This window comes from Comamonas terrae, from assembly GCF_001544075.1.
Lineage (GTDB): Bacteria > Pseudomonadota > Gammaproteobacteria > Burkholderiales > Burkholderiaceae_C > Comamonas > Comamonas terrae.
Window position 1 is genome coordinate 349,504 of record NZ_BCNT01000003.1, and the last position, 14,133, is coordinate 363,636.

Annotated in this window: 14 protein-coding genes; 8 read left to right on the plus strand and 6 right to left on the minus strand. The window is 65.6% G+C overall.

Annotated elements, in window-relative coordinates; translation table 11 throughout:
• Positions 1-155: 155 nt before the first annotated feature.
• A complete protein-coding gene (gene brnQ / locus Cte04_RS04920; protein ID WP_066472968.1) occupies positions 156-1,487 on the plus strand; it encodes a branched-chain amino acid transport system II carrier protein in 1,332 nt (443 codons plus the stop codon).
• 76 nt (positions 1,488-1,563) lie between these two features.
• On the opposite strand, the gene lolA is transcribed toward brnQ, so the two are convergent.
• Both lolA and Cte04_RS04930 read right to left on the minus strand, forming a co-directional pair.
• Positions 1,564-2,199: an outer membrane lipoprotein periplasmic chaperone LolA gene (gene lolA / locus Cte04_RS04925; RefSeq protein ID WP_066472969.1), complete on the minus strand. Its 636-nt coding sequence runs from the start codon at positions 2,197-2,199 to the stop codon at positions 1,564-1,566.
• Positions 2,200-2,257: 58 nt separating this feature from the next.
• Positions 2,258-4,618 carry a DNA translocase FtsK gene (locus Cte04_RS04930; protein ID WP_066472970.1) on the minus strand — a complete coding sequence of 787 codons (2,361 nt, stop codon included), beginning with the start codon at positions 4,616-4,618 and terminating at the stop codon, positions 2,258-2,260.
• Between the two features lie 261 nt (positions 4,619-4,879).
• Here Cte04_RS04930 and trxB point away from each other — a divergent pair, with 261 nt between their 5' ends.
• From trxB to Cte04_RS04950, 4 genes are all read left to right on the plus strand, one after another.
• Positions 4,880-5,833, plus strand: a complete 954-nt coding sequence (trxB, locus tag Cte04_RS04935; RefSeq protein ID WP_066472972.1) for a thioredoxin-disulfide reductase — start codon at positions 4,880-4,882, stop codon at positions 5,831-5,833.
• A gap of 283 nt (positions 5,834-6,116) precedes the next feature.
• Positions 6,117-6,350 carry a 50S ribosomal protein L28 gene (gene rpmB, locus Cte04_RS04940; RefSeq protein ID WP_003058229.1) on the plus strand — a complete coding sequence of 78 codons (234 nt, stop codon included), beginning with the start codon at positions 6,117-6,119 and terminating at the stop codon, positions 6,348-6,350.
• 20 nt (positions 6,351-6,370) lie between these two features.
• Positions 6,371-6,541, plus strand: coding sequence for a 50S ribosomal protein L33 (rpmG, locus tag Cte04_RS04945; RefSeq protein ID WP_066472974.1), 171 nt, complete (start codon positions 6,371-6,373; stop codon positions 6,539-6,541).
• Positions 6,542-6,785: 244 nt separating this feature from the next.
• Positions 6,786-7,424 (plus strand): hypothetical protein, encoded by a 639-nt coding sequence (locus Cte04_RS04950; protein ID WP_245633295.1) that lies wholly within the window; start codon positions 6,786-6,788, stop codon positions 7,422-7,424.
• 57 nt (positions 7,425-7,481) lie between these two features.
• On the opposite strand, the gene Cte04_RS04955 is transcribed toward Cte04_RS04950, so the two are convergent.
• On the minus strand, positions 7,482-8,996 hold the full coding sequence (locus Cte04_RS04955; RefSeq protein WP_066472986.1) for an aminotransferase-like domain-containing protein: 1,515 nt from the start codon (positions 8,994-8,996) through the stop codon (positions 7,482-7,484).
• 200 nt (positions 8,997-9,196) lie between these two features.
• Here Cte04_RS04955 and Cte04_RS04960 point away from each other — a divergent pair, with 200 nt between their 5' ends.
• Positions 9,197-9,583 carry a hypothetical protein gene (locus Cte04_RS04960; protein ID WP_066473002.1) on the plus strand — a complete coding sequence of 129 codons (387 nt, stop codon included), beginning with the start codon at positions 9,197-9,199 and terminating at the stop codon, positions 9,581-9,583.
• On the opposite strand, the gene Cte04_RS04965 is transcribed toward Cte04_RS04960, so the two are convergent.
• Together Cte04_RS04965 and Cte04_RS04970 are read right to left on the minus strand one after the other, a co-directional pair.
• Positions 9,558-10,790 carry a DesA family fatty acid desaturase gene (locus Cte04_RS04965; protein ID WP_066473005.1) on the minus strand — a complete coding sequence of 411 codons (1,233 nt, stop codon included), beginning with the start codon at positions 10,788-10,790 and terminating at the stop codon, positions 9,558-9,560. The genes Cte04_RS04960 and Cte04_RS04965 overlap by 26 nt on opposite strands.
• Positions 10,791-10,913: 123 nt before the next feature.
• Positions 10,914-12,245: an RsmB/NOP family class I SAM-dependent RNA methyltransferase gene (locus tag Cte04_RS04970; protein WP_066473026.1), complete on the minus strand. Its 1,332-nt coding sequence runs from the start codon at positions 12,243-12,245 to the stop codon at positions 10,914-10,916.
• Positions 12,246-12,384: 139 nt separating this feature from the next.
• On the opposite strand from Cte04_RS04970, the gene Cte04_RS04975 reads away from it, so the two are divergent.
• A complete protein-coding gene (locus Cte04_RS04975; RefSeq protein WP_066473029.1) occupies positions 12,385-12,648 on the plus strand; it encodes a DUF1653 domain-containing protein in 264 nt (87 codons plus the stop codon).
• A 25-nt stretch (positions 12,649-12,673) separates the two neighbouring features.
• Here Cte04_RS04975 and purN read toward each other — a convergent pair whose 3' ends face one another.
• Positions 12,674-13,255: a phosphoribosylglycinamide formyltransferase gene (gene purN / locus Cte04_RS04980; protein ID WP_066473032.1), complete on the minus strand. Its 582-nt coding sequence runs from the start codon at positions 13,253-13,255 to the stop codon at positions 12,674-12,676.
• Between the two features lie 79 nt (positions 13,256-13,334).
• Between purN and Cte04_RS04985 the strand changes: the two genes are divergently transcribed.
• Positions 13,335-14,048 carry a YceH family protein gene (locus Cte04_RS04985; RefSeq protein WP_066473035.1) on the plus strand — a complete coding sequence of 238 codons (714 nt, stop codon included), beginning with the start codon at positions 13,335-13,337 and terminating at the stop codon, positions 14,046-14,048.
• Positions 14,049-14,133 lie beyond the last annotated feature (85 nt).

The following is a 14,133-nucleotide window of genomic DNA, read 5'->3' on the forward strand; positions in this document are numbered from 1 at the left end:
TTCCCCAGCCGCCTGCCGCCATCCACAGGGCCTGGCAATCCCGGCGCCTGATGCGGCCACCCGCCCTCAGCCGGAACTCGGAATCCGCCATCGCACTTGATTCCAACTTCCATGGCCTTTGCTGCGTGCCTTGCGGCAGGCCCGGGCTTTTTCGTATGACACAACTCAAGACGCGGGACCTGATCGCCCTCGGCTTCATGACCTTTGCGCTGTTCCTGGGCGCAGGCAACATCATTTTCCCCCCCATCGTCGGCAAGGCCGCGGGCGAGCACCTGTGGGGCGCGGCCGCCGGTTTTCTGCTCACCGGCGTGGGCCTGCCGCTGCTGACCGTGGTGGCCATGGCCCGCGTGGGCGGCGGCATCAAGACCATTACCGCGCCCATCGGCACCGTCGCGGGCACCGTGCTCGGCATAGCGGTGTACCTGTGCATAGGCCCGTTCTTCGCCACGCCGCGCACGGCCACGGTGTCGTTCGAGCTGGGCATCGCCCCGCTGACCGGCTCCTCGCCCACGGCACTTTTCGCCTACTCGGTGGCCTATTTCGGCCTGACCATGCTGCTGTCGCTGTACCCCGGCAAGCTGGTGGACAACATCGGCAAGCTCATCACGCCGGTGCTGATCGTGGCCCTGGCCGTACTGGGCAGCGCGGCCTTCATGCTGCCGGCCGGCGGTCCCGGCACGGCCGCGGCCGGCTACCAGAGCGCCGGCATGGCCCTGGGCCAGGGCTTTCTGCAGGGCTACCAGACCATGGATGCACTCGCGGCCCTGGTCTTCGGCATCGTGATCATCCACGCCATCAGGGACTGCGGCATCTGCGACGCGCGCCTGCACACCCGCTACGCCATCATCGCCGGCATCATGGCCGCCACGGGCCTGGGCCTGGTCTATGTGTCCCTGGTCTACCTGGGCGCCACCAGTGGCGCCCTGGCGCCGGACGCCGCCACGGGCGTGCAGATCCTGACCTCTTATGTGCAGCACACCTTCGGCCGCTGGGGCATGGTGCTGCTGGCCGTGGTCATCCTGCTGGCCTGCCTGACCACGGGCGTGGGCCTGGTCAGCGCCTGCGCCACCTATTTCGGCCAGCTCACGGGCTGGGGCTACCGCCGCACCGTGGTTGCCATCAGCCTGTTCAGCCTGGCGGTGTCCAACCAGGGGCTGGAACAGCTGATTGCGCTGGCCGAGCCGGTGCTGGTCGCCATCTACCCGCCAGCCATCGCCCTGGTTGTCTTGAGCCTGCCGTCCTCGCTGTGGAAGTCGCCCGGCCGGGTCTATATCCCCACCATGGCCGCGGCCCTGGGGCTGGGCATCTGCGACGCCGTCAAGGCCGTGATGGGCCCCGATGCGATTCCCCCATGGCTGGGCCAGTTGCCCGGCGCCTCGGTCAGCCTGGGCTGGACGCTGCCCGTGCTGGCCGTCGCCGTGCTGGCCGCGATTGCCGACCGGATGCTGGCCACGCCTGCGCCCTTGCCTTCTGCTGGCAATACATGAGCCGGCAACGCTTGAAGCAAGTTTCAAAAAAAGGTCTGCATGCAGACCTTTTTTGTTTCCCGAATCTCTTTAGCGCTTATTGCTTGAGCACATCGGCGCCCTTGGGCGGCGTGAAATGGAAGGTGGCGGCCGGCAGCGAGCCCAGGGTCTGCAGCTGCCTGAACTGCATCAGCGAGCGCTGGCCGAAGCTGTCCAGGATGTCGAGCGCGGCCAGCTGGCCCTGCGGCGTGAAGCCCACGCGCACGCTCTTGAGCTGGCCGGCCTTGTCCCTGGGGGTGGCCAGCACCCACTCCAGCCCGCCCTCGTCCGGCGCCGGCTGCAGGTCGAAGTCCGCCTTCAGCGCCTTCAGGTCGGTGGCCGCTGTCAGGATGGCCGCCGGCGTGCTGCCCAGCACCTGGGCCTGTGCGCGCTGCGTGACCTGATTCAGGTCCGCGTCGTACAGCCACAGCGTCTTGCCGTCGGCCACGATGGTCTGCTCGAAGGGCTTGGTGTAGACGAACTTGAACTTGCCGGGGCGCTGGAATTCGAAGCTGCCGCTGGAATTCTTGGTGCGCGCTTCCTGGCCGTCCTTGGCCGGCGCCGTCACGGCCTGGGTGAACTCGGCCTTGCCGGCCTGGGCGTTCTTCATGAACGCTTCCAGGCTCTGCAGCCCGTCGGCCAGTGCCAGGCCTGCGCTGCCGGCCATCAAAATCGCAGTGATCATTTTCTTCATAGAAGCTCTCCGATAAGTCCCTGGCGGGGTGCGCCGAGCCGTCTCGCGGCTCGGGGCATCAGGATTCCCGGGCCGGCACCAGCACTTCGCGCTGGCCGCTGGACGTGAGCGAGCTGACCAGGCCGGCCCGCTCCATCTGCTCGAGCAGGTTTGCCGAGCGGTTGTAGCCTATGCGCAGCTTGCGCTGCACGTAGGAGATGCTGGCCTTGCGATCCTTGAGCACGATCTCCACGGCCTGGTCGTAGAGCTCGTCCTTTTCGCCGCTGCCGCCGCCTTCTCCATCGTCATCGCCGTCGCCATCGGTGGTGCCGCCTTCCAGCACGCCTTCGATGTAGTCGGCTTCGCCCTGCTCCTTGAGATAGCTGACGACGCGGTGCACCTCGTCGTCCGAGACGAAGGCGCCATGCACGCGGATCGGCAGGCCCGTGCCGCTGGCCATGTAGAGCATGTCGCCCATGCCCAGCAGCGACTCGGCGCCCATCTGGTCCAGCACCGTGCGGCTGTCGATCTTGCTCGACACCTGGAAGGCGATGCGTGTCGGGATGTTGGCCTTGATCAGGCCCGTGATCACGTCCACGCTGGGGCGCTGGGTGGCCAGGATCAGGTGGATGCCGGCCGCGCGCGCCTTCTGGGCCAGGCGGGCGATCAGCTCCTCGATCTTCTTGCCGACGACCATCATCAGGTCGGCCAGCTCGTCGATGACGATGACGATGTGCGGCAGGCGCTGCAGCGGCTCGGGATCCTCGGGCGTGAGGCTGAACGGGTTCGGGATCGATTCCTCGCGCGCCCGGGCCTCGTCGATCTTGGCGTTGTAGCCGGCCAGGTTGCGCACGCCCAGCTTGCTCATGAGCTTGTAGCGGCGCTCCATCTCGGCCACGCACCAGTTCAGGCCGTTGGCGGCCTGCTTCATGTCGGTGACCACGGGACACAGCAGATGCGGAATGCCCTCGTAGACCGACATTTCCAGCATCTTGGGGTCGATCATCATCAGGCGCACGTCGCGCGCCTCCGCCTTGTACAGCAGCGACAGGATCATGGCGTTGATGCCCACCGACTTGCCCGAACCCGTGGTGCCGGCCACCAGCACGTGCGGCATCTTGGCCAGGTCGGCCACCACCGGGTTGCCCACGATGTCCTTGCCCAGGCCCATGGTCAGCAGGCTCTTGGCATCGTGGTAGACCTGCGAGCCCAGCACTTCCGACAGGCGGATGGACTGGCGCTTGGCATTGGGCAATTCGAGGGCCATGTAGTTCTTGCCCGGAATGGTCTCGATCACGCGGATGGACACCAGCGACAGCGAGCGCGCCAGATCCTTGGCAAGGTTCACGATCTGCGAGCCCTTGACGCCCGTGGCCGGCTCGATCTCGTAGCGGGTGATCACGGGGCCGGGCATGGCGGCGACCACGCGCACTTCGACGCCGAAGTCCTTGAGGCGCTTTTCGATGAGGCGGCTGGTCATTTCCAGCGTCTCGGGCGAGACGCTTTCCTGGCGCTGCTGCGCCGCGTCGAGCAGATCCACCTGCGGCAGCCTGCTGTCCGGATGGTCGGTGAACAGCGGCTGCTGGCGCTCCTTGACCACGCGCACGCTGGGCTGGGCCGCTTCCTGCAGCACCGGCTCGATGATCTGCACGGGCTGGTGCACGCCGGTTTCCGCGCCTTCGCTGCGCTCCTGGATCACCTCCTCGCGCTCGCGCGCGGCCTTGCGGCCGGCCGCTGCGTCCCTGGCGATCTCGCGGCGCTCGCGGCCGAACTGGACCAGCCCGTCCAGGCGCGCGCCCAGGCCCTCGGCCAGGCTGCCCCAGGAAAAGCCGAACACCATGGCCGTGCCGAGTATGAACAGGCAGATGCCGATCAGCCCCGAGCCGGTAAAGCCCAGCCACTGCAGGCTGTGCAGGCCCACCATGTAGCCGAACACGCCGCCGGCGGGGCCGGGCAGCATGCTTTCGAAGCGGTACAGGCGCGTCCATTCGAGCGCGCAGCTGGAGGACATGAGCAGGAACAATCCGCCCCAGAACAGGAAGCGGCGGCGCCACAGCGGCATCAGGGACAGCTGCGCGCCCTCCTTGTCCGTGCCGCCGCGGATCCAGCGCATCAGCGCAAAGCACCAAGTCTGGACGGCGGCCAGCACCAGCCACCAGATCGACATGCCGAAGCCGAAATAGCAGGCATCGGCCAGCCAGGCACCGACCCGCCCCATCCAGTTGTGGACGAAGGTCAGGTGCCCGTTGCCCGAAGTGGACCAGGCCGGGTCCTGCGGCGAATAGGTGAACATGGCCATGAGCCAGAACACCAGGGCCAGCAGTCCCATCATGAGCAGGACCTCCTGGCTGAAGCGGATCACCCCATAGCGCACAGGCGGCGTGCGGGATTTGGCCTTGCCAGAAGAAGACGCTTTCAGAGCGTTCAATGAATAAGTCATAAACAGCGGGAGCTTACCCCAGGCCCTTGGCCTGGCCATGGAAACGGCCGAAGCAGCCAGCTAGCGTAATGCAAGCACTTGCAACAAAACACAACGCCGGACAGCGCAACCGATCCATCAGCATCATTTTTAACAATTGCGGCGATTAAAGCGGCACAGAACGCAACTCTTGATCACGAGCGATACTCCCATACCTATCCTGTCAAACCCCAACCTGTTCGCGCCGGTTGTCGGCATGCTTTTTTAACAGAGCCCCGTTTCATGTCTTCTACAACACAACACGCACAAGTCCTCATTCTCGGCTCCGGCCCCGCCGGCTACACGGCAGCCGTGTATGCGGCCCGCGCCAACCTCAAACCCCTGCTCATCACGGGCATGGCCCAGGGCGGCCAGCTGATGACGACCACCGAAGTGGACAACTGGCCCGCCGACGTGATGGGCGTGCAGGGCCCGGAGCTGATGCAGCGCTTTCTCGAACATGCCGAGCGCTTCAAGACCCAGATTGTCTTTGATCACATCCACAAGGTCGACTTTTCCAAGCGTCCGTTCACGCTGACCGGCGACAGCGGCACCTACACCTGCGACTCGCTGATCATCGCCACCGGCGCCTCGGCCAAGTACCTGGGCCTGCCTTCCGAGGAGGCCTTCATGGGCCGCGGCGTGTCGGCCTGCGCCACCTGCGACGGTTTCTTCTACCGCGAGCAACCCGTGTGCGTGATCGGCGGCGGCAACACCGCCGTGGAAGAAGCGCTGTACCTGTCCAATATCGCGAGCAAGGTCACCCTGGTGCACCGCCGCGACAAGTTCAAGGCGGAGCCCATCCTGGTGGACAAGCTGATGGAAAAGGTCAAGGAAGGCAAGATCGAGCTCAAGACCCACTTCACGCTCGACGAGGTGCTGGGCGACCAGAGCGGCGTGACCGGCATCCGCATCAAGCACACCCAGGACGGCCATACCGAGGAAATCGCCCTGCAAGGCGCCTTCATCGCCATCGGCCACCATCCCAACACCGATATCTTCCAGGGCCAGCTGGAGATGGAAAACGGCTACATCGTGACCCAGGGCGGCCTCAAGGGCTTTGCCACCCAGACCAGCGTGCCCGGCGTGTTTGCCGCCGGCGACTGCCAGGACCATGTGTACCGCCAGGCCATCACCAGCGCCGGCACGGGCTGCATGGCGGCGCTCGACGCCCAGCGCTTCCTCGAGCAGGAGTGACCCCTTGCTGCCCGGCCGACGGCCAGGCAGAGCAAAAAGCCCCTGGACTTCGCCAGATATGTGCGGGTCCGGGGGCTTTTTGCCGAAAACGCTATAATCGCAGGCTTTGCTGGATCTGAAACCGTCTGAAGCGAGCGAAGCCAGGCTTTGCGCCGCGCCGGACACTCCTGCAAATCCGGGCTACCGCCACCCAATGAAAACTGGCGAGGTGAGGTCGGCAACCCAGCCTGCTTGCGCAGGCTCTCCGGTGTTGTCGACCGTTTAAAACTATCGGAGTGTCCTCATGGCACGCGTATGTGAAGTAACGGGCAAGAAGCCCATGGTGGGCAACAATGTTTCCCACGCCAACAACAAGACCAAGCGTCGTTTCCTGCCCAACCTGCAATACCGCCGTTTCTGGGTGGAGAGCGAAAACCGTTGGGTGCGCCTGCGCGTTTCCAGCGCTGCTCTGCGTCTGATCGACAAGAACGGTATTGACTCCGTGCTCGCAGACATGCGCGCTCGTGGCCAGGCTTAATTCCCCGAAGGAGAAAAATCATGGCTGCTAAAGGCGGACGCGAAAAGATCAAGCTGGAATCCACTGCAGGTACCGGCCACTTCTACACCACGACCAAGAACAAGAAGACGATGCCTGAAAAGATGTCGATCACGAAGTTCGACCCCAAGGCTCGCAAGCACGTCGAGTACAAGGAAGTGAAGCTGAAGTAATTCGGCCTTGCTCCAAAAAAACCGCCTCACGCAAGTGCAGGCGGTTTTTTTATGCACGCAGTGGCCGAAGGCCCGCGCAGGAACCCTCCCTATACTTGGCGCTTTTCAACGAGGACGGAGGGATCCCATGAATCGAGGAATGCCGGGTGCAGCACTGCTCATTTCGCTTGCCATGTCGCCAGCCGTCCTTGGCCAGACATTCGTATGCCCCACCGGTCCAGGGCCCGGCCAGCGGCAGGTCGGCATGACCGGAGGATCGCCCGGCCTGGCATCCGTGCCCGTCTGCGTACAGAACGGTGCCGCTCCCGCGGCAAGCCAGCCTGCAGAGAGCTCGCCCGCCGACGCACTGGCCGGCATGGCAGGCATCCACATGGACCTGTTGCGCGAAGGGCAGGAGCTCGTGGAGGAAGGCCAGAGGATTGCCCGGGACCCCGAGTTCCAGAAGCTGCGCAAGGGCTACTGGACTTTCTCGCATGACGAGCGGAATCCGCGCTCGGGTCTGCAATGCGCCGCGACTTTCGGCAGCCTGTCCGGCGCCGTCCAGCTTTCCGGGCCGACTGCCTCGCACAAGGGCGCACTCCTGACCTTTCTGGGCATGGACATTCCCAAACCCGCCAGCCCCCGGAAAGTCAGAACCACCCTGGTCCAGAACAAGGAGCAGCCCCAGGAAGTAGGCGCGATCAACTACGCCATTACCGAGGGGAAATGGGGCGCTCTCGCCTTTGCGCTTGCAGGGCCCGAAGCGCTGATCAAGGAGCTGGAGGAACAGGCGGACTTCAGGGTGTCCGTTGACGGCAGGAACGTCATCACCACCTTCTACAAAGAAGGCTCCAAGGCCCGCGAATACATGCGCCAATGCCTTGCGGGCCAGCTGGCGAAGTAGGAACGCCGCTCTTGCGGAGACGTCCCGCCGTACTTCCAAGCGGCCGGGCTCCCGCTCCTAGCTGCGCGGATTCTGGCCCAGCTGCCTGCAGGCCATTGCGCCCAGCGTGGCCATGGCCTGCTCCATCAAGCCATCGACGGGATGGGTACAGGCCAGACGCATGCAGTGCTCATAGCGGCCCGAATTGGAAAACATGCTTCCGGGCGCAATGCGTATGCCCTTGTCCAGTGCGGCCGCGAACAGCTCGGACGTGGACATCTCCGCAGGAAACTCCAGCCACAGGCACAGTCCCCCGGCAGGCAGGCTCAGGCGCGTACCCACAGGAAAGTGCCGCGCCACCAGCCTGGCCATGGCTTCGCGCTGCTTGCGCAGCAATTGCCTGAGCTTTTCCAGGCTGCGCTGGTGTGTGGGCGAGCCCAGCACTTCGGCCACCACGAGCTGGCCCAGCGTCTGGGTGTTTCGGCTTTGCGCGAACTTGAGCATCTGCACCCGTCCATGCCACTGGCCCGCATTCATCCAGCCCTGGCGCAACCCGGGCGCCAGGCTTTTGTTGAAGGCCTGGCAATAGATCACATGGCCTGAAACGCTGTCCCAGGCCTTGAGCGGACGGACAGCCTGCGGCCCCTCCACGAACAGGCCGTAGGAATCGTCTTCGATCAGCGCCGCGCCATGGGTGGCGCACAGCGCGACCAGCCGGGCCTTGTGCTCGTCGGGCATGCGCGCACCCAGCGGCATCTGCAGCTCGGGCACGACCACCACCGCCTTCAGGCGCGGCTGCGTCTGGAAGGCCAGCTCCAGCGCCTCGATCGACATGCCCGTGCGCGGGCTGCAGGGGATCTCCAGCGCCTTCAGCTGCAGCGATTCGACGACCTGCAGCAGCCCGTAATAGGTGGGCGACTCCACGGCCACCATATCCCCTGGCGAGGCCACGGCGGCCAGCGCCAGGCTGACGCCTTCGGAGTTGCCGGTGGTGGCCAGCACATCTGCCGGCGCCACGCGGATGCCCGACGCCAGCGCCCGTCGCGCCATGGCCTGCTGGAACTCGGGATGGTTGCCCTGGTTGGCCAGCAGCGAGCGTCCCTGCGACAGCAGCGTCGGGTGCGCGCGCAGCAGGCGGGTGACGGTCTTGTTCAGGTAGTGATGGTCGAACAGCGCCGCCGGCGGCGTGCAGCCGCCGAGATCCATATACACATCCGCCTGCCGGCCCCGCTCCAGCAGCAGCGAGATGTGCTCGTTGATGCCCACGAAATGCGCATGGGGGTTGGGCTGCACGGGCTGGCTCAGGTCCGGTTCGCTGGCCAGCGGCAGGGCCGCCGCCGCGGCGCGCACAAAATAGCCGACGCGGGGCCTGGCTTCCAGGCAGCCGTGCTCTTCCAGATAGCGCAGCACCTGCAGGGCCGTGGACAGGCTGATGTCGTGCCGTGCCATCAGCTCGCGCACCGAAGGCATGCGCTCACCCGCCTTGAGCGTGCCCAGCGCAATAGCCGTGCCATAGGTGGCGGCCAGCCGCTGGTACAGCGGCAAGGCCGGATTTGCAGCTGGCGAGGACTCAAGAACGGCAGGTGTCAGCATGATAGTGAAAGCGCTTTTCCGTCCCCATCATGCCAGCCGATCCTGTTCTGCAACAGATACAGATAAGCCGCGAACCGACCGGAACAGCCGCCGGAAAATCTGCATTGATACGCCTGCCCCGGCCGGATGCTGTGCCTGTCGTCAAACCGGGCCCCAACCTAAGCTGGAAACCCTGAATCACCTCCAAACAGGGCCATCCCGTGCATACCGAAACCCGCCAAAACAGCGCCTCGCAGCGCCACCCACTGTCCCCCGGCCAGATGCTGACACTGGCACTGACCGAAGGCAGCACCCTGACCTGCCTGGGTGCGCCCATCCAGCTGAGCGCCACGCCGCTGGCGGCCTTGGATGCCTGCTCGGGCTACAGCATGTGCCTGCGCAACGGGCAAAGCTGGCGCGCACCCGGCAGGCTCTGGGTCCAGCTGGTCTGCGTGGGCGAGCGCAGCAGCGTGCAGGTGCAGCCGGGCATGCCCGCAGCCAGCAAAAACCGCCTCGGCCTTGAGGGCCTGAGGCGGTGGATTGCTCGCTACCGGCCAGGCGGCCGCGAATCCGCTACCGGCATCAAGCGTGGGCAGCGCGCAGCTTGACGGAGAACTCCTTGAGCATGGCGATGCCGCTGGCTTCGGCACGCTGGCACCAGGCCTGCAGCTGGCTGGTCAGCTGTTCGCGGCTCAGCGTGGTGTTGAGCCACAGCTGGCGCAGCTCCTCGCGCATGATCAGCATCTGGTCGATCACGGGATGGGCCGCGCGCGCCTGGGCCAGCTGGGCCTGGGCGCGCTCGGGCACCTTGTCGTTGTCGCGATGCAGCCAGCGCTGGGCTGCCAGCAGCAGCGAGACATCGGCCTTCTGGGCCTTGCGCTGCCTGAGCACGTCCAGCTCCTGCCGCACGGCGGCACGCACGCCGCGCGCATAGCGGGCCATGACTTCGTAGCGATTGGCAATCACGGCCTCGAGAGTCAGCTCGTCGGCCACGGGCTTGACGGCGCCCATGCGCAAGCGCGGCGGCGTCTTCTTGACCTTGGCCCAGCCCATCTTCTGCATGGCGCTGATATAGAGCCAGCCGATGTCGAACTCGTAGCGCTTGACAGAGAACTTGGCCGAGGTCGGATAGGTATGGTGGTTGTTGTGCAGCTCCTCGCCGCCGATGATCAACCCCCAGGGCACGAGATTGGTGGAGGCATCGGGCGCCTCGTAGTTGCGGTAACCCCAGTAGTGGCCCACGCCATTGACCACGCCGGCCGCCCAGAACGGAATCCAGACCATCTGCACGGCCCAGATGGACAGGCCGATGGCGCCGAACAGCGCCACATCGAGGATCAGCATCAGCGAGGGGCCCAGCACCGAATGGCGGTACACATTGCGCTCCATCCAGTCGTCGGGCGTGCCGTGGCCGAACTTGCGCAGCGTGTCCTCGTTTTTCGCTTCCTCGCGGTACAGCTCGGCGCCGCGGCGCATCACGGTGCCCAGGCCGCGTGTCTGCGGGCTGTGCGGATCTTCGGCGGTCTCGCACTTGGCATGGTGCTTGCGGTGGATGGCCACCCATTGCTTGGTGACCATGCCCGTGCCCAGCCACAGCCAGAAGCGGAAGAAATGCGAGGGCACAGGCCCCAAGTCCAATGCCCGGTGGGCCTGGCAACGGTGCAGGTAGATGGTGACCGCGGCGATGGTGATGTGCGTGGTGGCCAGGGTATAGAGCAGCAGCTGCCACCACGACAGCTCCCACAGGCCATTGGCCAGCCAATTCACCAATCCGTCCACAACCGCACTCCCGTTCAAGCCGATATCCAGCGCCATGCGCCAAAGGCCCAGGCAAAAAGCGTGCTCGCTTCCGCGAAGCACGAGAACTGCCATTTTAGGTGGACGCCCTACATCCACACAGCCCTTTGTCTGACGGGGGATACTGGATTTGCCGGGAATTTACGCTTTTTTCATCCAAACTGCCGCAAAAAATCCATCGGTTTCATGGCGGTGGGGCCACAGGCGCACATAACGCCGGCCGTCCTCGCCGCCGCTGCACAGCGCATCGCCGCCCTCGACCTTGAGCTGTTCCAGCAGCTCGCCGGCGCTCAGCGGCACGAAGTCCGGGTGCGCAGCCGAAAAGGCCTCGGCAATGGCTTCGTTCTCCTGCGGCAGGATGGAGCAGGTGGCATAGACCAGGCGGCCGCCGGCCTTCACCAGGCGGGCGCTGCTTTCGAGGATGGCTGCCTGCTTTTGCGTCAGCTCTTCCACGGCCTTGGGGCTCTGGCGCCACTTGAGGTCGGGATTGCGGCGCAGCGTGCCCAGGCCCGAGCAGGGCGCATCGACCAGCACGCGGTCGATCTTGCCGGCCAGGCGCTTGATGCGCTCGTCGCGCTCATGGGCAATGGCCGCCGGGTGCACATTGGACAGGCCCGAGCGCGCCAGGCGCGGCTTCAGGGCGTCGAGGCGGTGGCCCGACACGTCGAAGGCATAGAGGCGGCCGGTATTGCGCATGGCCGCGCCGACGGCCAGCGTCTTGCCGCCCGCGCCGGCGCAGAAGTCCACCACCATTTCGCCGCGCTTGGCGTCGAGCAGCAGGGCCAGCAGCTGCGAGCCCTCGTCCTGCACCTCGATGGCGCCGCGCGTGAAGGCATCCAGCCGGGCCAGCGCCGGCTTGCCATCCACGCGCAGGCCCCAGGGCGAATACGGCGTGGGCTGGGCCTGGATGCCGGCCTTTTCCAGTTCCTTGCGCACATCGGAGCGCTTGGCATTCAGGATGTTCACGCGCAGATCCAGCGGCGCGCTGCGCTCCATGCTCGCGGCCAAGGCCCAGAATGCATCGCCCAGCTGCGCCTTGAGCGGCGCCACCAGCCACTCAGGCAGATTGTGGCGATGGGCCTCCATCAGGTCCTCGGGCTGGATGCTTGCGCAGTCCTTGAGCCATTTGAGCTCCTGCGGCAGCAGGGCTGCCTTCACGAAGCTGTCGCTGTCGAAGCCTTCACGGGCCCTGGTTTTGGGTTCCTTGCCGCTCTGTTCCTTGAGGCATTCGGCAAAACCCAGGATGGCCAGCCGGCGCTCGCGCGGGCCGCTGCCCGAATGCGCCAGCGCTTCGAACAACAGCTTCTTGCGCAGCACGGTGTAGGCGGTTTCGGCCAGGGTGGCGCGCTCGCGCGGGCCCAGGCTGCGGTTTTCACGGAAAAAGCGGGACACCACGGCATCGGCCGGATGTTCAAATGTCAGGGTGCGCTTGACGAGTTCGGTGCAAGCGTCGAGAAGCTGTTTGGGATGCATGGGAGCGATTGTCCCACTGTCGCCCAAGCCCTGGCCTCTCTCCCGGTTCTCGCCGGCATGCCGTCGCAGATGTTTTCTCAAGCATCAAAATGGCGTACAGCCCTTACCTATCCAGCGCATCCCGCTATCGAATTGCATAATGAGCCCACAAGACCTTCCGCCGCTCATCGTCACCGAACCCGGCCTCTACGCGCACTACAAAGGCATGCGCTATGAAGTGATAGGCACCGTGCGCCACAGCGAGACACTGGAATCCATGACGCTGTACCGCGCCCTGTATGGCGAACACGGCCTGTGGGTACGGCCCGCGGCCATGTTCAACGAAACCGTGGTCATAGACGGCGTGGAAAGGCCGCGCTTTCGCCGGCTGGCGGACACGGAAAAAGAACCTGAACAGCCCTGAGCACGGGCGCATCAAGCGCCACCCGCTATCGATTCTTGAGCAGATTGAGGACAGCGCGCGGGTAGATCACATGCTCCTGCACCAGCACGCGCGCGGCCAGTGCCTCGGCCGTGTCGCCCGGCAGGATGGGCACGACGGCCTGCTCGAGAATCGGGCCCACGTCGAGCTCCGCCGTGACGCGATGCACCGTGGCGCCGGCGAACTTGCAGCCCGCGGCTATGGCGCGCTGGTGCGTATGCAGGCCCGTGAAGGCCGGCAGCAGCGAGGGATGGATGTTGACCATGCGCCCCTCGTAGTGCGCCACAAAGCCCGGCGTGAGAATGCGCATGAAGCCGGCCAGCACCACCAGATCGGGCGCATGGCGGTCTATCACCTGCATCAGCTGGGCGTCGAAGGCCTCGCGGCTGTCGAACTGCCTGTGATCCAGCACCTCGGTGGCGATGCCGTTGTCGCGCGCAAAGGCCAGCCCCTGGGCCTCGGCCTTGTTGCTCACCACCGCAGCAACCCTGGCGTTGTACTGCTTTGCCCAGTTCTGCTGCTGGGATGCACGCACAATGGCGGCCATGTTCGAGCCGCCGCCCGAAATCAGGATCACGATGTTTTTCATGGGCGGCGATTGTCGCACTACCGGGCTTTCCCTTAGCCCGAGTTCTTGTGTGCCGCCCTGTGCCTTTTGAGGAGACTCCATGCCCTTCGATCCCAGAACCGCCCCGCTGACCGCCGTGGAGGCCCGCGTGCTGGCCACACTGATGGAAAAGGCGCGCACCGTGCCCGACAGCTATCCGCTGACGCTCAACGCCCTGGTCACCGGCTGCAACCAGAAATCCAGCCGCGATCCGGTGATGGAAGTGAGCGAATCCCAGGCCCAGGAAGCGCTGGACAGCCTGCGCTTCAGGACGCTGGCGGTACAAATCAGCGGCAGCCGCGCCACGCGCTGGGAGCACAACTTCCCGCGCGGCGTGGGCGTGCCCGACCAGTCGGCCGTGCTGCTGGCGCTGCTGATGCTGCGCGGCCCGCAGACGGCCGGCGAGCTGCGCATCAACTCCGAGCGCTGGCACCGCTTTGCCGATATTTCCTCGGTCGAGGCATTCCTGGACGAGCTGCGCGAGCGCAGCGAGGAAAAAGGCGGCCCGCTGGTGGTGCAGCTGCCGCGCGCGCCCGGCGCCCGCGAACAGCGCTGGGCGCACCTGCTGTGCGGCCCGGTCGATATCGCGGCCCTGCAAGGCGCGGCCAGCGCGGCACCGGCCGGCAATGCACCGGCCCTGCAGCAGCGCGTGGATGCGCTGGAGGCCGAAGTGGCCCGCCTGCGCGCCACCGTGCTGCAGCTGTGCGAGGCCCTGGGCGTGGAAAGCCCGCTGCAGGATGCGGCACCCGGCACCGCAGGCGGCCCGGCTGGCTGAAGGCCGCCGCGCTTCCTCCTGGGGTTTTCACCAAAGCCGGGCCGATCTGTCGCAGCCTCGACAGCTGGAAAAAGAACGCGCGTGC